General features: G+C 59.7%; 20 protein-coding genes. 17 read left to right on the top strand and 3 right to left on the bottom strand.

The window, feature by feature from the left end; translation table 11 throughout:
- Window positions 1-2: 2 nt before the first annotated feature.
- The 3 genes from CAG47_RS01490 to CAG47_RS01480 form a co-directional block, all read right to left on the bottom strand.
- The gene (locus tag CAG47_RS01490) at window positions 3-1,214 is read right to left on the bottom strand and encodes a NarK/NasA family nitrate transporter (protein ID WP_085723152.1); all 1,212 of its coding nucleotides are present in this window, start codon (window positions 1,212-1,214) and stop codon (window positions 3-5) included.
- Between the two features lie 340 nt (window positions 1,215-1,554).
- The gene (locus CAG47_RS01485; protein WP_085723151.1) at window positions 1,555-2,130 is read right to left on the bottom strand and encodes an ANTAR domain-containing response regulator; all 576 of its coding nucleotides are present in this window, start codon (window positions 2,128-2,130) and stop codon (window positions 1,555-1,557) included.
- Between the two features lie 15 nt (window positions 2,131-2,145).
- Complete coding sequence (locus CAG47_RS01480; RefSeq protein ID WP_085723150.1) at window positions 2,146-3,357, bottom strand: CmpA/NrtA family ABC transporter substrate-binding protein; 1,212 nt, start codon at window positions 3,355-3,357, stop codon at window positions 2,146-2,148.
- 220 nt (window positions 3,358-3,577) lie between these two features.
- Here CAG47_RS01480 and CAG47_RS01475 point away from each other — a divergent pair, with 220 nt between their 5' ends.
- The 17 genes from CAG47_RS01475 to CAG47_RS01395 all read left to right on the top strand — a co-directional run bounded on the left by CAG47_RS01475 (window position 3,578) and on the right by CAG47_RS01395 (window position 20,414).
- Entirely contained in the window at window positions 3,578-4,312 is a 735-nt protein-coding gene (locus CAG47_RS01475) for a helix-turn-helix domain-containing protein (RefSeq protein ID WP_177408901.1), read from the top strand.
- A gap of 4 nt (window positions 4,313-4,316) precedes the next feature.
- Window positions 4,317-5,969: a type III secretion system outer membrane ring subunit SctC gene (gene sctC, locus CAG47_RS01470; RefSeq protein WP_085723149.1), complete on the top strand. Its 1,653-nt coding sequence runs from the start codon at window positions 4,317-4,319 to the stop codon at window positions 5,967-5,969.
- Complete coding sequence (gene sctW / locus CAG47_RS01465; RefSeq protein ID WP_085723148.1) at window positions 5,966-7,069, top strand: type III secretion system gatekeeper subunit SctW; 1,104 nt, start codon at window positions 5,966-5,968, stop codon at window positions 7,067-7,069. Before sctC ends, sctW begins: the two co-directional genes overlap by 4 nt.
- Window positions 7,070-7,092: 23 nt before the next feature.
- Window positions 7,093-9,144, top strand: a complete 2,052-nt coding sequence (locus CAG47_RS01460; protein ID WP_085723147.1) for an EscV/YscV/HrcV family type III secretion system export apparatus protein — start codon at window positions 7,093-7,095, stop codon at window positions 9,142-9,144.
- A gap of 12 nt (window positions 9,145-9,156) precedes the next feature.
- Window positions 9,157-9,564, top strand: a complete 408-nt coding sequence (locus CAG47_RS01455; RefSeq protein ID WP_085723146.1) for an Invasion protein B family — start codon at window positions 9,157-9,159, stop codon at window positions 9,562-9,564.
- Window positions 9,561-10,847 (top strand): type III secretion system ATPase SctN, encoded by a 1,287-nt coding sequence (gene sctN, locus CAG47_RS01450; RefSeq protein WP_085723145.1) that lies wholly within the window; start codon window positions 9,561-9,563, stop codon window positions 10,845-10,847. Before CAG47_RS01455 ends, sctN begins: the two co-directional genes overlap by 4 nt.
- On the top strand, window positions 10,844-11,299 hold the full coding sequence (locus CAG47_RS01445) for a type III secretion protein (protein WP_085723144.1): 456 nt from the start codon (window positions 10,844-10,846) through the stop codon (window positions 11,297-11,299). The genes sctN and CAG47_RS01445 overlap by 4 nt, the downstream gene beginning before the upstream one ends.
- Window positions 11,296-12,192, top strand: a complete 897-nt coding sequence (locus tag CAG47_RS01440) for a hypothetical protein (protein WP_085723143.1) — start codon at window positions 11,296-11,298, stop codon at window positions 12,190-12,192. Before CAG47_RS01445 ends, CAG47_RS01440 begins: the two co-directional genes overlap by 4 nt.
- Entirely contained in the window at window positions 12,189-13,112 is a 924-nt protein-coding gene (locus CAG47_RS01435) for a FliM/FliN family flagellar motor switch protein (RefSeq protein ID WP_085723142.1), read from the top strand. Before CAG47_RS01440 ends, CAG47_RS01435 begins: the two co-directional genes overlap by 4 nt.
- Window positions 13,105-13,764: an EscR/YscR/HrcR family type III secretion system export apparatus protein gene (locus CAG47_RS01430; protein WP_085723141.1), complete on the top strand. Its 660-nt coding sequence runs from the start codon at window positions 13,105-13,107 to the stop codon at window positions 13,762-13,764. Before CAG47_RS01435 ends, CAG47_RS01430 begins: the two co-directional genes overlap by 8 nt.
- A 9-nt stretch (window positions 13,765-13,773) precedes the next feature.
- Complete coding sequence (locus CAG47_RS01425) at window positions 13,774-14,028, top strand: EscS/YscS/HrcS family type III secretion system export apparatus protein (protein ID WP_020795892.1); 255 nt, start codon at window positions 13,774-13,776, stop codon at window positions 14,026-14,028.
- A gap of 4 nt (window positions 14,029-14,032) precedes the next feature.
- Window positions 14,033-14,839, top strand: a complete 807-nt coding sequence (gene sctT, locus CAG47_RS01420) for a type III secretion system export apparatus subunit SctT (RefSeq protein WP_085723140.1) — start codon at window positions 14,033-14,035, stop codon at window positions 14,837-14,839.
- On the top strand, window positions 14,814-15,848 hold the full coding sequence (locus CAG47_RS01415; protein WP_085723139.1) for an EscU/YscU/HrcU family type III secretion system export apparatus switch protein: 1,035 nt from the start codon (window positions 14,814-14,816) through the stop codon (window positions 15,846-15,848). Before sctT ends, CAG47_RS01415 begins: the two co-directional genes overlap by 26 nt.
- Window positions 15,849-15,967: 119 nt before the next feature.
- Window positions 15,968-16,459 carry a type III secretion system translocator chaperone SicA gene (gene sicA, locus CAG47_RS01410; protein WP_085723138.1) on the top strand — a complete coding sequence of 164 codons (492 nt, stop codon included), beginning with the start codon at window positions 15,968-15,970 and terminating at the stop codon, window positions 16,457-16,459.
- Complete coding sequence (sctE, locus tag CAG47_RS01405) at window positions 16,452-18,221, top strand: type III secretion system translocon subunit SctE (protein WP_085723137.1); 1,770 nt, start codon at window positions 16,452-16,454, stop codon at window positions 18,219-18,221. The genes sicA and sctE overlap by 8 nt, the downstream gene beginning before the upstream one ends.
- Window positions 18,222-18,246: 25 nt before the next feature.
- Complete coding sequence (locus CAG47_RS01400) at window positions 18,247-19,317, top strand: cell invasion protein (protein ID WP_085723136.1); 1,071 nt, start codon at window positions 18,247-18,249, stop codon at window positions 19,315-19,317.
- Window positions 19,318-19,328: 11 nt separating this feature from the next.
- Complete coding sequence (locus CAG47_RS01395; RefSeq protein ID WP_085723135.1) at window positions 19,329-20,414, top strand: IpaD/SipD/SspD family type III secretion system needle tip protein; 1,086 nt, start codon at window positions 19,329-19,331, stop codon at window positions 20,412-20,414.
- Window positions 20,415-20,416 lie beyond the last annotated feature (2 nt).

Genomic DNA, 20,416 nt, shown 5'->3' with positions numbered 1-20,416 from the left:
CGTCAGACCCGCGCAGCCGTCACGGCGGCCGAACCCCAGGTGGTTCTCCAGCGCCGTTTCACACCGTGCAGACCGAACCAGGCCAGTACGCCAAGGCTGGCGAACAACCACAGCGCCAGTTGATAGCTGCCGGTGCTTTGTTTGATCGCGCCCATGCCGGCTGCGAGGGCAAACCCGCCAATGCCGCCGGCCATGCCGATCAGGCCGGTCATCACGCCGATTTCACGGCGAAAACGCTGCGGCACCAACTGGAATACCGCACCATTGCCTGCACCCAGACCGAGCATAGTGCAGACGAAAAGTACGAGGGCGGCGTAGGAATTAGGTAGGTTGAAACCGACCGTGGTAATGCAGATCGCCGCGACGGTGTACATCGCCAGCAATGTTCGAATGCCGCCGAAACGGTCGGCCAGCGCACCGCCCAGGGGGCGCATCAGGCTGCCACCGAACACACAGGCGGCGGTGTAGTAGCCTGCAGTGACCGGGCTCAGGCCGTACTGGTCGTTGAAGTAGCCGGGCAGGGCGCTGGCCAGGCCGATGAAGCCGCCGAACGTCACGCTGTAGAAAAACATGAACCACCAGCTGTCACGATCGCCCAGGGCCTTGAAGTAGTCAGCCATGGATTTGGCTTTTGGCCGTTCGGGAGCGTTTTTGGCCAGACAGGCGAAGACGATCAGGGCCACGATCAGCGGAATCAGGGCAAACCCGAATACGTTGCTCCAGCCAAACGCCGCCGCCAACAGCGGGGCGATCAAGGCGGCGAACACCGTTCCCGAGTTCCCTGCGCCGGCGATGCCCATGGCCTTGCCTTGATGCTGCGGCGGATACCACTGCGAGGCCAGGGGCAGGGCGACGGCGAAAGAAGCGCCGGCCATGCCGAGGAACAGCCCCAGCAGCAATGCTTGCTCGTAGCTGTGGATACCGAGTTTCCAGGCGCCGAACAGGGCGCAGATCACGATGACCTGACCGATCAGGCCAGCGGTTTTGGGCGACAGCCGATCAGCCAGCATCCCCATGACGAAACGCAAGACCGCCCCGGCGAGAATCGGCGTGGCGACTACCAGGCCGCGTTGCTGCGTCGTCAGGTGCAGGTCGGCGGCGATCTGCACCGCCAGGGGGCCGAGCAGGTACCAGACCATGAAGCTCAGGTCGAAATAGAGGAAGGCCGCGAACAATGTGGGGGTATGGCCGGATTTCCAGAAGCTTGAATTCATCGCGCACCTCAGCTGTGAAGAGTCTCGGAAGGAGTCATGAGCTTGCAGGTGGGGCGCCGTTACGGCCGCACCACCGGCCCCGTGCTGTGGGGCCAAAACGAACAGACGCCGCTACCCTATTCGCCAGGGGCGAATGAGGTGAGCGACGTCTTTGTCGTAGGTGGGGCAACCGCCGTTGGTTACCTGTGGTGATTGCTTAGCGAGATTTGTGCCAACACTCAAAATCGAGTCGCCGCCATTCGCGAGCAGGCTCGCTCCCACAAGGGAATGGCGTCGAACACAAATCCAATGTGGGAGCGAGCCTGCTCGCGAAGGCGTCCAGGCAGACGCCACTGGGGTTTCAGCCGAGCAACTCACTCATGGCAATAATCTGCTCCGCCACTTGGATCAGTTTCTGCTGGCGGCTCATCGCCTGGCGGCGCATCAGGGTGTAGGCCTCTTCCTCATTGCAGTCCTTCATTTTCATCAGCAGCCCTTTGGCCAGTTCGATGCGCTTGCGCTCGGCCAATTGCTGGTCGCGGGCATGCAACTGGGCGCGCAAGGCCTGGTCGCTTTCGAAGCGCGCCATGGCCACGTCGAGAATCGGCTGCAGGCGTTGTGCGTGAATGCCTTCGACGATGTAGGCACTGACCCCCGACTTGATCGCCTGGCGCATCACATCGGGGTCGTGTTCGTCGGTAAACATCACGATCGGCCGTGGCTGGTCGCGAGTCACCAGCACCACTTGTTCCATGACATCGCGGCCCGGTGACTCGGTATCGATCAGAATCACATCCGGACGCACCGTTTCGACGCGTTCGGGCAAGTCGATGGTCAGGCCGGACTCATCGATCACTTCGAATCCGGCCTCGCTGAGGGCGGCCTTCAGGCGTCCGACTTTTTTAGCGGTGTCGTTGATCAGCAGGATACGCAGCATGTCCGTGGTCTCCTGTCAGCGGCTGGCGGATCGGTGCGAGCTGTCGCTCATGGCGTGCAGTTTGAAGCTGCGGGCATAACCGGCCGGGTCCGAGCCGTCCCAGATTTTGCCGTCGATCAACTGGCTGCTGCGCATGTCCTCGGCTGGCCAAGTGACCCCGACGGCACCGGCAGCCTCACGGTAGAGGTCCAGTTGCTGCACCTGACGGGCCACCGCGAAATAGTCAGGGTCCTCGCGCAACAGACCCCAGCGGCGGAACTGGGTCATGAACCACATGCCGTCGGACAGGTACGGCAGGTTGACCTCGCCATTCCCGTGCAAACGCAGCGCGTGAGGGTCTTGCCAGTTATGGCCAAGGCCGTCGACATACTCGCCCAGCAGGCGCGGTTCGATGCAGTCCAGTGGTGCGTCAAGGTACTGCTCGGCACTGAGCAATTGTGCAGTGCTGCGTCGATTCTCGGTGTTTTCTTCGATGAAGCGACTGGCCTCCAGAATCGCCATCACCAATGCCCGGGCGGTATTGGGGTATTGCTCGACGAACGCACGGGTGCAGCCGAGGACCTTTTCCGGATGGTCGGGCCAGAGGGTCTGGGTCGTGGCCAGGGTAAACCCCAGCTCCTGCCGCACGGCGCTGGCGGACCAGGGTTCGCCGACGCAGAACCCGTCGATACGTCCGGCTTGCAGGTGCGCGACCATTTGCGGTGGCGGCACCACCACGCTGTCGACGTCCCTTAGCGGGTGGATGCCCTGGGCGGCGAGCCAGTAATACAGCCACATGGCATGGGTGCCGGTTGGAAAAGTCTGAGCGAAGGTGAGTTTTGGGCGAGTTTGGTGCACGTGCCGATCCAATGCCTCAGGACTGGTCACCCCTCGTGCTTGCAAGCCGCGGGACAGGTTGATGCTCTGGCCGTTCTGATTCAGACCCATCAACACGGCCATGTCGGTCGCGGCCACGCCTCCGATACCCAGGTGAACCGCGTAAATCAGACCATAGAGGCTGTGGGCGGCATCCAGTTCGCCGCTGACCAGTTTGTCCCGCAGATTGGCCCAGGACTGTTGGCGCTTGAGGTTCAGGGTCAGGCCGTAGGGTTGGGCGAAGCCCTGGGTGGCGGCGACCACCACCGAGGCGCAGTCGCTCAAGGCCATGAAACCGAGATTGATTTCGGTCTTTTCCGGGGCATCGCTGCCATTGACCCAGGCCAGAGGGCCGGCTGACGGTTCGTTCATCGCGCATTCACCTTGCAAAGAAACGTCGTCCCCGGTCCGTGCATGCCGGCCAGGGACGACGCCATTGTCTGTGCACACATTCCGTCGTTGGCATGGTGCTGGTGCCTGGAGTGGTGCAAGGCATATGCCATCCCGGGTTCATCAGTTTTACATCAGGATTCGACGCGCGCGCTCTTTCATCCTGCCGACCCTTGATCGTCAGGCCGTATAGGAGGTTGGAGTGCACATCGAATCACTACCCGCCGCAGGTTTCCCTGATGCACGTTTCAGCGAACGGGTGCTGCATCTGCGCGTCAGCCAATCCCCCCTGCATCTGGCGTCGGTGCAGAGCGCGTCGGCCTGCTGCCTGCCGGTTGGCTGGGAAGGGCTGATTGCCATGAGCGAAGTATGTGAGGTGCGCGGCAGCGCGCAGGCTTCGCCAATTGCGCAAGCAGCACTGGTGAAACTGCAAGTGTTCATCGATCAGGGGAGCGCGCTGAACGATCAACGACTCAGCCAGGCACCCTGGGTGGCATTGCCGGTGGCGCAGCAAACCGTTCAGTGCGAGAGGGCGCTTGCGCGCTGGTACATCGAACAGGCCATGAGCGGTGGCATGGCTTATCAAGCCTTTGCCTGCGTGCTGCGTCATACCGAGAGTTACGGACTTGTGCGCTTTCTGCTGGAACAGGGCACTCACAGCGAAAAGCTGAGCACCCTGGCGCAGCGTTATGGCGTTTCCGTGTCGCATTTTCGTCGACTGTGCCAACAGGCGCTGGGCACGGCGGCCAAGCCTGTCTTGCGTGGCTGGCGCACCGCCCAGGCGCTGTTGAACATGAGTCTGCAGGACAGCTCCCTGACGGATGTGGCTCTGGAGTTCGGTTTTGCCTCTTCTTCGCATTTTTCCAGGGAAATCCGCGAGCTGGTGGGGTTCACGCCCAGCAGCCTGGCCGACATTACCTACCTTCCAGTCAAGTGAACCGATGAACCGCCGATCGTTGTCCTTATCACTTTTGCCAATCTGCTTGAACGCAGTGTTGTTGCTCGTCCCCTTTGCCGCGCAGGCCGATGTCTTCGATTTCGAGGCCCGTGAACAGAGTGCCCGGACTTTTTTCAGCGAGTTGTCCGGCTCTCTGGGCAAACCGGTCATTGTCAGTAAGGCTGCCGCGCTCAAGCGGATTTCCGGTACGTTCGATCTGCGCAAACCACAACAGACGTTTGAACGTATCAGTGCCCGGATGGGCTTGATCTGGTTCAGCGACGGCCAGGCGATTTATCTGTACGACGCCCCGGAAATGAAAAGCTCCTTGGTGTCGCTGCAGACCCAGACCGTGGCCAGGCTACAGGCGTTCCTCGAGCGTTCCGGATTGCACGATGCCCGCTATCCATTGCGCCACGACGGTCTGCGTACTTTCCATGTGTCTGGCCCGCCGATGTATGTCGATCTGGTGGTGCAAGCGGCCGGGATGCTGGATAACCAGCAATCGGAGCTGTTGCTGGGCAAACAGCAGATCGGTGTTATCCAGGTGCGCAACACCTTTGTCAGCGACCGCAGGTACGAGCTGCGCGATGACAAGGTGACCATTCCCGGACTGGCAACCGTGATCGAGGATTTGTTGCGAGGCGAGAAGCGCGAGATCGAGCCGTCGGTGGCGCACGCCTCTGCACAGGGATCGCAGGGATTGATGCCGGCGTTTCCGCTGGAAGGCCTGGCGACTCCTCCTGCGGACCGGGACCCGGCAGCACCGCGAATCATTGCACGGGACGTGGCCGCCGGAAACATTCGAGTGGTGGCCTATCCGGACACCAACAGCCTGTTGGTCAAGGGGTTGCCGGAGCAAGTGCGCTTTATCGAGAACCTGGTGAGCGCGCTGGACAGCCCGAAACGACACGTGGAACTGTCGTTGTGGATCATCGATTTGCACAAGGATGAACTCAACCAGTTGGGCATCAACTGGCAAGGTTCGTTGAAGTCGGGGCAATTCGCGGCATCGCTCAACGCCGGCTCGGCGACCACTCTCGATGGTGCCTCATTCGTGGCCCGGGTCATGGCGTTGGAGCATACCAACCGGGCGAACGTGGTGTCGCGGCCGGTCATCCTGACGCAAGAGAACGTCCCGGCGATCTTCGATAACAACCGCACGTTTTATGCCCCGCTGGTGGGGGAGCGCAGTGTCGATCTGCAGCACGTGACCTACGGCACGCTGGTCAGCGTATTGCCCCGTTTCGCCCAGGCGGACGAGGTTGAAATGTCGCTCAATATCGAGGACGGCAACGAAGTCGAAAGTCCTGATCAGGGGAAGCAGCCGGGCACGTTGCCGACGGTCGGCCGCACGCGGATCAGCACGGTGGCGCGGGTGCCCCAGGGCAAGAGCCTGTTGGTCGGCGGTTTCACCCGCGATGACAACAGCGAGCAAGTCGGACGGATACCGGTACTGGGTTCGATTCCGTGGATCGGGGGCCTGTTCAGCTATCGGCAGAACCGCTCGGCCAACACGGTGCGGGTGTTCCTGATTCAGCCCAAGGAAATTCTCGACGCACTGGAGCCGGCCACTGCCGAACCGGGTCAGCGTTTGTTGACTCCGGAGCAGCACGAACGTGTGCGCCGTTCCTATTTTCGGGCGGCAATCAAATGATCCTGCCACCGATTTCCACAGGTGGGCGTGCCGCGCAGGCTCGCTTGAATGCCGAGAAAGCCGCCGAGCATCCGCAGCCGCAGGCGGATGTCGACATCGATCTCGACGACAGCGGTATGGGCGCTGCTCAACGCTTTGTGCAGATCAGCGACGAAATGTCGGCGGTACTGGCGCAGTTCCGTGGTCGGCGGCATTTCGAACTCAAGTCCGAGAGCCTGACCGATAACTTCGAAAGGGTCCTGGACGACGACACCGTGCCCAAGGCGCAGCAGATACTCAAACTTGCGCGGCTGACGGATAAACCCGTCAATTGGCTGCTGCAAATGGCGCGACAGCTGTTCGCCGATGACAGCGACCTGGCCCTGGTCCTGCGAGAACTGTTGCGCCGCAAGAAGTTGGAGGCCGGCACTCGCCAGCGCCTTGAAATGCTGTTGCAGGCGGTGGTTGCCAACGCCTCTCCAAAACGGATGAATGCCGGAATCAACGCCGCCCTCAAAGCCAGAATGTTCGGAAAGACCATGGCGGTGCGCGCAGACCTGTTGCGCGAGACCTACCGCGATTTTCTCGAGTCCGACGAAAGCCCGGTGGGTTGCTATCAGGATTGGATTGCGCTGTACGGAGCGCCCCAACGCATGAATGTGCTGGCCTTCATCGAAGCGGCATTGCTGACCGACATCAGTGCCCAGGATCCCAGTTGCTCGCGCGCAGAGTTCGGGCAATTGCTGGCCAGGGTGAACGACCTCAAGCGCCTGCGTTCAGCCGATGACCTGTTCATCGGCAGCCTGCTCGGCGATGCACTCATCTGCCGGCACAACCCCGATGAACCCGACTGGCTGGTGTTCCTGTTCGGTGTGCTGACCTACCCCGATGATCTCGACCAGCTGTTGCTGGGCGTCTTGGGGGAGCGCGTGCTGTTGAGTGCACACCATGAGCGTTCGACGCTGCTGCAGACAGTGCGCCGGCTCAGCCTGCAATTACCGACGCCACTGTTTGCCGATGAACAGGCGCCGCTGCGGCTGGCAGAGCAATTCACGCGACTGGCTGACATCGCCTACACCCACGAATGTATCGAACAGCGACGTCTCGGCGGCTGCCCATGATTTTTTCCCGGAGCTGAAGCGCCATGCTCAATGTGTTTTTGCGCAACGTCAGCGCTCGCCCGGAGCTGCTGATCCTGTCGCTGATGGTGATGATCATCGCCATGCTGATCATTCCCCTGCCGACTGTACTGGTGGATTTTCTCATCGGCCTGAACATCGTGATCTCGCTGCTGGTGTTCATGGGCTCGTTCTACATCGAACGCATCCTCGGTTTCTCTACGTTCCCGGCCTTGCTGCTGTTGACCACGTTGTTTCGTCTGGCGCTGTCGATCAGCACCAGCCGGCTGATTCTCACCCAGGCCGATGCGGGGGAGATCATCGCCTCCTTCGGTGAGTTCGTGATCGGTGAAAGCCTGGTGGTGGGCTTCGTGATCTTTTCCATCGTCACCATTGTCCAGTTCATTGTGATCACCAAGGGCTCGGAGCGGGTGGCCGAAGTCGCGGCGCGCTTCTCGCTGGACGGCATGCCGGGCAAGCAGATGAGCATCGACGGTGACCTCAAGGCGGGCGCCATCACTGCCGAAGAGGCCAGGGAAAAACGCAGCGTGCTGGAGCGTGAAAGCCAGTTGTACGGCTCGTTCGACGGTGCGATGAAGTTCATCAAGGGCGATGCCATCGCCGGCATCATCATTATCTTCGTCAACTTCATCGGCGGCATGGCCATCGGGGTCGGGCAAATGGGCATGGACCTGTCCACGGCCCTGTCGACCTACACCCTGTTGACCATTGGCGATGGTCTGGTGGCACAGATTCCGGCGTTGCTGATCGCCATCGGCGCCGGTTTCATCGTCACCCGTGTCAACGGCGATGACAACAACCTGGGACGCAACATGCTCGCCCAGATGCTGGGTCATCCATTCGTGCTGGGCGTGACGGCGTTGCTGGCGGTGGGCGTGGGTCTGTTGCCCGGGTTTCCGCTGATGACGTTTTTGCCCATCGCCGCTGTCCTGGCGCTGGTGGTGTTCGTCCGTCAGCGCAAGGCTTCCCGGGGTGAAAGTAAACATGAAGAGCGCCCGACCTCTGCCCAGGGGGATGCCAGGCAGACCGGATCGGGTCTGCTCGAGGACATTGACAACATTGCCACCGAAACCGTCGCCTTGATGTTGCTGGTGCCCACCGCGCGGTTGGAAGCGCTGGGCAAGGCCCGCTGGGCCGCACGTTTTCGCAGCCAGTTTTTCGTCGACTACGGACTGCGCATTCCCGAACCGCAGCTGCGCGCCAGTGAGGTATTGCCGGCCCATCAAGTCGCGGTGCTGATCAACGAAGTACGCGCCGAGCAGTTCGATATCCATTTCGATCATTGGCGCCTGCTCGACTATTCGCCCGAGCTGGAACCACTGGGCTTTGCCTTGGTGCGCGGCAATGACAGCAACCGACTGGGCGGTGTCTGGATCAACGAGGCCGACAGGGAGCGGGTGCAACAGTTGGGGTATCACCTGCGTCCGGCCGACGAGGAGTGCTATCGCTGCCTGGTCACTCTGCTGGCGCGCAACATCCAGGAGTTTTTCGGCGTGCAGGAAACCAAGCAACTGCTCGACGAAATGGAAGCGCGCTACCCCGATCTGCTCAAGGAGGTGTATCGCCACGTCACGGTGCAGAAGATTGCCGAGGTGCTGCAGCGGTTGATCGGCGAGCGCATTTCCGTGCGCAACATGAAGCTCATTCTCGAATCCCTGGCCCATTGGGCGTCGCGGGAAAAGGACGTACTGGCACTGGTCGAGCACGTTCGCGGCGCGATGGCCCGCTATATCAGCAACAAGTTTGCCCAGGGCAATGACCTGCGCGTGGTGCTGTTGTCGCCGGAGTTCGAAGAGGTGGTACGCAAAGGCATTCGACAAACGTCGAGCGGCAGTTTCATCAACCTGGAACCGGCCGATTCGGAAGAAATGATGGACCGACTGACTGTCGGTCTGGACAGCGTGTACATCGCACACAAGGACATGGTGCTGCTGTGTTCGGTCGATGTGCGGCGCTACATCAAGAAGCTGATCGAGGGACGGTTTCGGGAGCTGGACGTGATGTCGTTCGGCGAAGTGTCCGAAACGGTCTCCGTCAATGTCCTCAAAACACTGTAAGGAAACCTGTAAATGATGCCAATGGATATCGCCGACCTGCTGCGCGAAGCACTGCGCCACAGTGGCTGCAAGGACAGCCAGATCGGACATTTTGACAGTCACAGCACGATTGAAATGCAGATGAAGGAGTTGCCCGATATCAACGTCGGTAACGTGGACGGAGATATATGGGTCTGGACCGCAGTCATTCAGATCGAGCCTGCGCAACTGGATCGCAACGCCGCTGCGTTGTTGCAGATTTTACTGCGGGGTTGCCCTTGGTCCCGCAGTGGGCAGTTGCATTTGTGTAAGGTAGAGGGACAGCTCGAACTACGGTTGATGTGCAACGAAGAAGCCCTCGGCGATGCCAGCCATTTCGCCCAGGCCCTGGATCATTTTGTAGTCGTAGTCGAAGAACTGTGCGGCACCCTGCGGCTATGAACCGACGGCTGGAACGGTCTGCCGCCCATCCTATGCGCCTGAACGGTCCCTTGATCGAAGCGGCACTGGGCAACGTGGTGATCGGCGAAATCTGTGAAGTGCGTCGGCATTGGCGTTTGCCTGATGTTGCGGCCAGGGCGCAGGTCATTGGCTTCAAGCCCGATGCTGTGCTGCTGAGTTTGCTCGGCGATGCGAAAGGCTTGTCCAGGGAGTCGATGCTTGTGCCTACGGGCTCGACACTGCAATTGACGTGCAGCGACGCTTTGCTCGGCAGCGTGGTCGATCCCCGGGGCGTCATCGTCGAACGCTTTGCCCCGTCAACGGCGGTTGCCCGACAGGACCGTCCCGTGGACGCCGACCCACCGTCATACCAGCAGCGACGCCCGGTGGAGGAACCATTGCGTACCGGCATTCGTGTCATCGATGGCCTGCTGACGTGTGGCGTCGGTCAGCGCATCGGCATTTTTGCCGCCGCCGGCTCAGGTAAGACCACCTTGATCAATATGCTGATCACGCACACCGACGCGGATGTGTTTGTCATTGGCCTGATTGGCGAACGCGGCCGTGAGGTGACGGAGTTCATCGAGCATTTGCGCCAGTCGGAAAAACGCACCCGTTGCGTGGTGGTGTACGCCACTGCGGATTTTTCATCGGTGGATCGCTGTAACTCGGCCCTCCAGGCCACCGCCATCGCCGAGTACTTTCGTGATCAGGGTCGGCGTGTGGTGTTGTTGCTGGACTCGTTGACGCGTTACGCCCGGGCACGGCGCGACCTGGCCCTGGCTGCCGGTGAAGCACCGGCGCGGCGGGGTTATCCGGCTTCGGTGTTCGATGCCTTGCCGCGCTTGCTGGAGCGACCGGGGGTGACCGCTTCCGGCAGCATTACTGCCTGGTACACGGTGCTGCTGGAAAGTGACGATGAGCCGGACCCGATCGCCGAGGAGATCCGTTCCATTCTTGACGGCCATGTGTACCTCAGCCGTGCGCTGGCGGCCAAAGGTCACTACCCGGCGATTGATGTCTTGCGCAGTGTCAGCCGCGTGGCGACGCAAGTCACTGCACCGGAGGTGCGGCAACTGGCGGCGGCGACCCGGGCAATGCTGGCGCGTCTTGAGCAATTACAGATTTTTCTCGATATGGGCGAGTACACCCGGGGGATGGACGCCGCCAACGACCACGCATTGCAACGCAGCGAAGCCCTCACCCAATGGCTGCGACAGTCCGTGGACGAAGTGTGTGAGCCGGACGAAGCCCTGAGCCAATTGCAGGGGCTGATGACATGAGCGCATTGCCTGATCAACGGCGCCTGTCGGCGTTCAGTCAGTTCCGTCGGCAACGCGGTGAACAGGCTGTGCTGCGTACACAACAGCAATTGCAGCCTCTGCTCAAGGAGCGGGCCGGTTTCGAGGGGCAGGAAGCCGCACTGCAAAGTCTCTTGGCCAGCCATCGCGCAAATGACTGCGTGCTGGATCACGGGCAGTTGTTGGCGGTGCTGCGACGGCAGGCTGTTATCCGTCGGCAGATTGATCTGTTGCGTGTCGAGCGTGAGCGCGTGGACCAACAATGCCGGCAGGTTGAGCAACTGCTTCAGGAGCAGCGCGAACAACTGCTTTTTCTGCAGCGCAAACACGACAGGTACGAGCGGTCTGTCCGGCAGCTGTTGCGTGAGCAACGACTTGAGCAGGTGCGCCGGGAAGAAAGAGAGGTAGAAGAGAGATGCGGAGTTCGGCGATGAAAGAGGTATCTGTTGTTTCACCTGCGCCGGTCCACGTCCTGGACACCGTCATCGAGGACTCCATGGAAGAGCTTCAGGACACCCTTGTGCCCGAGCAAGAGGAGGCGTTGCCACAAGGTGTACTGAAACTGATGGCGACACTGATCCTGCGTCATCGCCCCTTGAGCGAAACGGGGCGCACAGTGTCTGGACAATCGATGGCCATCGCCCAGGGAACGGATCTCGAGCGCGATGAGGTACGAACGACTGCCTCGATGGCGACGTCTTATCCACAAGCGAGTCCGTTGTTCGGCAAACCGAAAAAACCTTTGTTGCCGCAATCAATGGCATCGACTGCTGCTTCCATCGATCGGGTCACTGCGTCACCGCACTTGAACCCGCCTGTATCGAGCTCGGTCGAGCCGGCGTTGATCAAGCACTTTTCGAATTCCGTCGAAACACTGTCGGGTGAGTGTGCCGCCAGTTCCAGTGCGCCGCCGCTACCCACTTTCTACAGGCAATTGCCCGAAGCCTTGTCGAGTCATCAAACCCCGCGCCAGGTGCCCTGGGTTGCACGACTGTCCAGCCCTCCACCGGCAACGTTGCAACCGCCGCCAGCGCTCGACGCAAGACTTGAAACCCCGTCGGGCACGGACCGTAGTCTGCTGCAGGTGTCGTTCAACAAAGGCGCTGCCAGCGGACAAGTGACCATCAGCCGGGTGCCCGACGAGCCCACCCGAATGCTGCAACTCAGCCCGAGCAATACCCAGGTGTTCGAGCAGCTCAAGGTGCCTTTCGAGTGGGTTCGCGAGCCTGCCTGGCGACTGACAGACAGTGGTGGCGAGCAACAGCGCCAGGGTTCCCGTCAGTCGCCAGACGACGAGCAGGTTGAACATTCCGAGCACCCGGCATGAGCGCACTGAAGTTGCGCCAGGTCGACGCTCAAACACATGCCCATGGGCAAGCGGTTCAACGCTGGCGATGGGCAGGTGTCAGCGCAGGATTGGGGCGTCCGCCAAGGCAATCCGGTTATTTGCGCTTTTGCGCACAAGGCGACGGCGGGGGCTGGCAGGGGCTGATCGTCGCTCGCGATTGGTTGCATCACTCGATTCCACAATTGCGCTCGCTGCTGGCGGTCGAGTGTCCGCTGGCGAGTATCGCAGGGTTGTTTCGAGCGGTACCGGAGCCGCTGTCGATGGCGGTGGAAGAGCTGCGCTATCGGGTGCTGACGGACATCGTGTTGGTCGATCAGGCGCAACTGCCAAGCCATGACATGCCATGGCTTGACACGCCTGGGGGGCGAGTGTGGTTGACGCAGTTGCCAGCGACACGCATTGCATCCGAGGCCTTGGGTCCCGGTTCATGGCTCAGCGATTTACCGATGCGCCTGGAGCTGGTGCTGGGGGTCAGTCACCTGAGCCAAGGGAGCCGGGTACGACTCGGCGAAGGCGATCTCCTGCGAATCACTCGGCGGACTCAACACTGTCGGTTGGCGGATCGATGCCTCGGCGTTTTCACCTTTACAGAAGAGGGCTTGCACATGCAGTCGACCGTGGCCGATGCAAATCAACAGCACACACCGGATCCTGGGTCGGATGTCGATCCTGGTTCTCTACCGGTACGCCTTGAGTTCGTGCTCTGTACCCATGAAATCGACCTGGCCACGCTGTCGCACTTCATCGACGGGCAACTGATCCCGCTGGCTGACGACGCCGCACGGCACATCGAGATCCGCGCCAATGGCAAGCCGGTTGCCCGTGGGGAACTGGTGCAACTGGACGAACAGTTGGGGGTTGAATTGCTCGAGGTCTATCGGAACCCACGGGATGAATGACGTCTCGCTGATCGCGCTACTGGCATTCGCGTCCTTGCTGCCGTTTCTGGTAGCGGCAGGCACCTGCTACATCAAGTTTTCCATCGTCTTCGTCATCGTGCGCAACGCCCTGGGATTACAGCAAGTGCCGTCGAACATGGCCCTCAATGCGATTGCCCTGATGCTGGCGATTTTCGTGATGACGCCGGTGCTCAAGCAAGGTTATGGCTACTACAAGGAAGAACAGGTGGCTTTTACCGACATCGAGTCGGTGGTGAACTTTGCCGAGAACGGGTTGGGGGGGTACAAGCAATACCTGCGTCAATACACCGACCCGGAACTGGCGCTGTTCTTCGAGCGGGCGCAAGCGGTGCAGAGTGAGTCCGACATCGGTCTGCCCGCCGATGAAGAACTCGCGCCGTCGCTGTTTGCCCTGCTGCCGGCCTACGCATTGAGTGAAATCAAAAGCGCCTTCAAGATCGGTTTCTACCTGTACTTGCCGTTCGTCATCGTCGATCTGGTGATCTCCAGCATTCTGCTCGCGCTGGGCATGATGATGATGAGCCCGGTGATCATTTCGGTGCCGATCAAACTGGTGTTGTTTGTCGCATTGGACGGCTGGGCGCTGCTGTCCACCGGGCTGGTCAAGCAATACCTGACCTTGCTGGCGTAGGGGCGGCCAATGAACGATCTGGTCTATGCCGGCAATAAAACCCTGTACCTGATCCTGTTGATGGTGGCCTGGCCGATCATTGTCGCCACGGTGGTCGGCCTGGTGGTCGGGTTGATTCAGACCGTGACCCAACTGCAGGAGCAGACACTGCCGTTCGGTTTCAAGCTGTTGGCTGTCGCCGCGTGCCTGTTCCTGCTTTCGGGCTGGTATGGCGAAACCCTGCTCGATTTCAGCCGTGAAGTCATTCGTCTGGCGTTGGGTTAGCGCGATGGCGGTGACATTGTTTTTTGACCTGCACGCCTGGTTCGCTGCCGCCATTGTCGGCGTTGCACGCCTGGCGCCGGTTTTCTTCATGTTGCCGTTTCTCAACAGTGGCGTGCTCACGGGCGTGCCACGCCAGGCTGTCATCGTGCTGGTGGCGACGGGATTCTGGGCCTGTGTGGGTGTGCCATTGCCGGCGCTCGATGGGCTGGCGTTCTTTGGTCTGGTGTTGCGTGAGGCTGGCATCGGCGTGTTGCTTGGATGCCTGCTGTGCTGGCCGTTCTGGGTATTGCACGCCATGGGCAACCTGATCGACAACCAGCGCGGGGCAATGCTCAGCAGTACCGTGGACCCGGCCAACGGCGTCGATACGTCGGAGCTGGCAAATTTTCTCCAGTTGTTCGCCGCGGTGGTTTATCTCGAAGGCGGCGGCATGTTGCTGATGCTCGAAACCGTTGGCCACAGCTACCGTATTTGCGCGCCGGTCAATGGTTGCGAGATGCACCTGCCATCAGTCCTGAGCCTGCTCGATGCACTGGTGAGCAAGACGCTGGTGATCGCCGCACCGGTGGTGGCCACGCTGCTGGTCAGCGAAGCCTTGCTTGGCTTGCTCTCGCGGTACGCGCCGCAAATGAACGCATTCTCGGTGTCGCTGACGGTCAAGAGCCTGGTGGCGCTGGTGGTGTTGATGCTGTATTTCGGCGTGCACCTGCCGGATGAAGTACTGCACATGGGCATGCAATCCCATGGGCTGGAGCGCTATCTGGACAGCGACGGGGAGGCCGCCGATGTCGTCCAGCGCCTCGAAGACTGAGAAACCCACCGCCAAGCGACTGCGCGACGCATCACGCAAAGGGCAGACATTCAAGGCCAGGGATCTGGTGGTCACCTGCCTGACCCTCTGCGGCATCACCTTCATGGTGTTCAACAGCTCATTGCTCGAGGTCATGGAAGCCTATCGGCGCATCGTCGCCAGCGACTTCGACGCCGACCTGCAAAAGTACTCGGCGATGATGGTGGTGCTCGGAATCAAGGCTTTGCTGCCGTTGCTGCTGGTGTGCGTGTTGACCAGCGCATTGCCTGCGCTGTTGCAAAGCGGCTTTGCCCTGGCCAGCGAGGCCCTGAAGCTCAATTTCGGTGCGTTGAACCCGATCAATGGCTTCAAGAAACTGTTCAGCCTGCGCACGGTCAAGGACACGGTCAAAGCGCTGCTGTACCTGGGCAGCTTTGCCATGGCGCTGTGGATCGTCTGGGTCACGCAGCGGCAACTGTTGTTTGCCCAACTGTTCATCCAGGCGCCCGACCTGTTCGCCGTCTGGGGGCATTTGCTGCTGGTACTGGTGTTGGCGTTTCTGGCCTGTGTCCTGTTGATCGTCGTGCTCGATGCGCTCAGCGAGTACTGGCTGTTCATGAAGGATCAAATGATGGACAAGGATTCGGTCAAGCGAGAGCACAAGGAGCAGGACGGCAACCCGGAAATCAAGGGGCGCCGTCGTGACCTGCATCGGGAGCTGCTGTCAGAGCAGGTCAAGTCCGATGTGCGCAGCTCGCGGATGATCATCGCCAACCCCACCCACATTGCCATCGGTGTGTACTTCCGCCCGGAAATCACCGTGCTGCCATTCATCTCTCTGATGGAAACCAACCAACGCGCCCTCGCGGTACGAGCCTATGCCAGGGAAGTCGGCGTGCCGGTGATCAACGACATCGCCCTGGCCCGACGGATCTTCAAGACCCACCAGCGCTACAGCTTCCTTCAGGTGCAGGAAATCGAAGAAGTGCTGCGTTTGCTGATCTGGCTCGAACAGGTCGAGCAAGCCTGAGTTCTCCTTTTTTCTTTTTCTTCCGAACGTTGGCATGAGCGCAATTTGGCAGCGTGCCCGCCAGCGCTTTGGCCCAATGCAGTCGTCAGCAGCGCTGACGTTTTTCAGGAGTGTGGTCGATGAGTCGCGACAAACAACAAGATGAACAACTGGCCCTGGAAGTCGTGGATGCAGTGCTCGGTGGCGTGGCGTTGAAAGACGTACAAGGCATCAGTGACGAGCACATGAACAGCCTCTATGCCTTCGCTTTTCAGTTCTATGAACAGGGACGTCTGGACGATGCCGAAAAGTTCTTCCACTTCCTGTGCATCTACGACTTCAACAACAGCCATTACTGGATGGGATTGGCCGCCGTACATCAACTCAAGCAGAACCACCAGAAAGCGATCGACCTGTACGCGATCGCCTTCGCCCAAGGCAAGAACGACTACCGGCCCATGTTGCACAGCGGCCAGTGTCATCTGGCGCTGGGCAAGATCGGCAAGGCCAGATTGTGTTTCGAGTATGTGCTGGAACAGGACAGGCAAGACGATTTGCACAAGCAGGCTCAGGTGTATCTAGACACCTTGAGTCACATTGAAAAGGATTGTTCGGAGACAGAGCATGACTGAAATCAGAAGCACCCCAAGGCCGGTATTTTCGGGCTCGGCAGGTCGAAGCGAGGCCTTTGAGAAATATGGCGAGGCGGCCAGTCAGGTCGCCAGGACGGCCGATTACCGGAAGGCCGGCCAGGAAGCGTTGGCCCACATGATGTCGGTGAGCTACGAAGACCGACACGGTGCGGCCAACGCCATTTCGGGCCGGCCTGTGCTGCACGCTCCACCACCACGCGCGGACGGCAACAAGCAGGAAACCAATGGTGATCTGTTCACACTGTTGATGGCGATGATCAGTGAGCTGCTCGGCGAGGTCGACGTCAACAAACTGAAGAATCGCATGGCGATGCTGCAGAGCATGGCCGGTGCCAGGCAGCAAGGGCATGAAAAACTGGCGGCTGAATACGCTGAAGCCGTCGAGGCGCTGGAGGCTGCCGAGGGCAGGGTCGGGAGCAGCCAGGAACACCTCGATCGGTTGCAGGAACGGGTTCGGCATGTCCAGGGGCAGCTGGATGAGAGTGAAGCACGGTTGGAGGGGCTGGATCCTGAGTCACCTGAGTACGCGGATGAACTGGCGTTGCGCGACAAGCTCAAGGGTGAGCTGACGGGGCATACCCAAACACTGCAAAAGGCGACCGAAGCCCACCTGAAACTGATCGAGATCGCCAACGCTTGCGCCAGAACACTGGCGGTGGTGGCTGTGAAGGTGCAGGAAGCCGGGCTCGGCGGACCTTCGGTGAAGGAGTCCAACGAAAAGGCCCTGAACAGCAGCGCACTGGCACTGCTGAACCGCTTGAAGATCATCGAGTTGCTGGGTGATGCAGCGCAGAACAAGGAGGAGGTCAATCAAGAGCTGTTTCTGGAACTGCAAGCCAGGCTTCAGGAACACATGAAGCTTGAGTCGGAAAAGTACCTGGAAGAAGTCCGCAAGGCCGAGGCGTTGCAGAAGACCATGGGCTGCATCGGCAAAATCGTCGGTGCGATTTTGACCGTCGCGACCATCGCCGCCGGCGTGTTGACCGCCAACCCGGTGCTGATCGCGGTGGGTGTGATTGGCGCGGCGATCATGATTTCCGATGCCGCGGTCCAGTCGGCAACCGGTGTGTCGTTCATGGCCGAAGCCATGAAGCCGCTGACCACGGTCATGCAGGAAGCCATCAAGCTGTTCACCGAAATCTATACAAAATTGCTGGTGGCATTTGGCGTCGACCCGGAGACCGCCAGGGACATCGCGCAAATCGCCGGCATGATCCAGGGCATCGCCGCCACACTGGCTGCCGTTGCCTTGGTGGCCGTGGTCGGGGCACAGGTGATCGGGCCAATGGTCGGCGCCATCGCCTCGAAACTGTCTTCGATGATTGCCAATGCCGCACCCGCGGCCATGCAGGCGTTCAAACAGGCTGTTTCATCGGTCGGTAACTCGTTGACCCAGATGCTGACCCAGTTGCGCGGCTTCATCACCCATGGTGCCGATGCCGTGTCCCTGGCGCGTTACGGAGCCAATCTGCAGATTGCCCAGGCCGTCACCGAGTTCGGCAACGTGGCCGTGCAGGGTGGCTTGCAGGTCGCCAGCGGCCATCACCAGGCCCAGGCCGCCGAGCACCTGGCCGACGTGCGCGTACGCATGGCGATCAGCGAAGAAATCTCGGCTTACCTCACTCGACTGGTCGAAGACTACGGCCAGGCGATGCAGGTCCGTACACGACAAATCGAACAGGTCTTTGCCGACATGCAACGCAGTCACACCGTGAGCCTGCACATGGCCCGGCACGTTTGAACTCACTGATTGAAGGAAATTTGTCATGCCTACCATTCAAGCCACGATCAGGCCTGTGTCAACGCTATTGACTGACGATTCGGTCAAAGATGCCGGTCTGAGCGCGTTTTTCGCTCAGGAGCATCTTTCTGCTCAGGCAATCAATCAACTCGCGGAGAAGCAGGTACTGAAGAAGATTGACTTCACCGTCCCTACGGCTGCGCAACTCGAAAGCGCAATCGACGCCCACCAGCCCAGTGAAGCGGACTGGCAGGATTTCGCTTCGGCTTTGATGATGCTCCCGGATGAAGTGATCGACGATCTGATGTTCGATCCGGGCGCGTGGGAAAAGCATGCCAATGTATTGATCGCTGCAATTATTGCGTTGAACGTCGCCAGGGTCGTCAACGCTCAACTGCGTGGACATTTTGCTGTGATGGCTGCCGAGGCGGCCAAGGCCCAGGGCGCAGCCATTGTCGAGTCTGGCAATGCGGCTTTCTACAGTGCCGTTACCGCCGCCGCCGTGTCCGGTGTAATGGCCGGTGCCGCCTTCTTGAAAACGGCTCAAGGTCTGGGGCTCAAACATGCGGATATCAACCTGCATAAACGCAATGCCCTGGATGCCGGACAAATCAAGAGCGACCTCGAGCAGCAGCGTTCCCGCAATGAATGGGACCCGCAAGCCACCTGCAAGATAAAAACCTTCGATGATGTCGGCCGGTCGACCTCAGTCGATTTCAAATCCAAGGGTTCGACCTTGACCCCTCAGGAGCAGGCATGGTTCGACGGGGAAATCCTCAAGGCGCAGAAGGTGGGCCAAACTTCCGACTGGCTGAGCCAGATGGGCAGCAAGGGCATTGAGAAGAAACTGGAAATCGGTCGCTTGCTCAGCACCCTGTCGATGAACCTGGGTCAGGTTGTATCCAGTCTGGTTCGTATGACCGAGCACGCGGCGCGGGAGAAAGAAGTCCTGCAACAGAGTGCACAAAACACCCAGAAAAGCCTGAGTGACGAGGTCGGTCAGAAAGATTCGGCCGATGCTGCGCTCTTGCAAAAAATCATGGACATCGTGATGCAGCTTTTTCAATCGCGCCTTGAAGTCATTAGAAGCTTGTAAGTGAGGAAAGCATGAGAATCACAGAGCCCCCACTTCCGGTAAAGAGCGTCCCTGACGGTTCGTATGCCATTGTTGATACGCCGTTGCCTGCCGAAATGCCTGTCGAGGTCCACGCCGGGTTTTCCCTCGCGCAATTGCTCGAGCGTTCGGTAAAGACGCTGAATCGTCATCTTGAAAGCACGCTCAGGTGCCCCGCAGGCGTTCCAGGAGAGCTTCAAGGCTCGCCCGCGGAGGTTTTGGCGCAGAGTTTTTCGTCTGCCGAGTTTGTCGAGCAGATTCGGGCCAAACATATTCGATCGCTGATATGTACACATCAGATGCGGCAGAGTGGAACGGTGTTCACCCTGTGCGTCGATACGCTGCCAATGGAGCAACGTCAGCAACTCTACGATGAGAAAGATCGTATTCTCGATGGGCTGAGACACATGTCGATCCCGGTCGAGATCGCTGACGAGTTCGATCAGGAAATTAATTCTTCGAATGAGTTTTTTGACAAGCTGCACGAACTGATTGACCTGATCAAGAACGGTTACCTGGCCGGTTATGAACATATCATCGCGGCCTATTCGAACTTTTTTTCCGACTTCAATGCGGACATTACCGCGAAATTGAAAGACTGGATTGAAGGCGCCAAAGAGGGCAAGGAAGTCAAGTTGAATGCCGGCGCGCTTAGAGCCGCACTCACTGCCCTGATCGACAAGTACACTCATCCAGGCTCTGCATCCGTGCTGTTTCCCAAACCCGGAGAAGGAGGCACGAGCCGGGCGGAAGCGGAAAAGTGGCGAGAAGCGTTGGGGCTGCCCGCAAGTTGCCTCAAGCGAAATGCCGATGGCAGTTACTGCGTAGTCATAGACACCGGGCCGTTATGGAGTATGCGCGGCAGTCTTCCATCAAGCGGGTCGGTTACCTGGGATACCGCCAGATTCCAGGCTTGGCAAACCGGCTTCAATGCCCAGGAAGAGCGGATGAAGAACACATTGCAGTCCTTTACCCAGAAATATTCGAATGCCAACTCTTATCACGATAACTTCAACAAGACATTGTCTTCGCATCTGAATCAGTTCGCAGATATGTTGAAGGCCATGTTGATTTTTTGAGG

This window comes from Pseudomonas sp. R37(2017) (assembly GCF_002113375.1).
In the GTDB taxonomy this organism is placed as follows: domain Bacteria; phylum Pseudomonadota; class Gammaproteobacteria; order Pseudomonadales; family Pseudomonadaceae; genus Aquipseudomonas.
The sequence above is the reverse complement of the archived record's forward strand: the minus strand, read 5'-3'. Positions and strand labels throughout refer to the sequence as shown.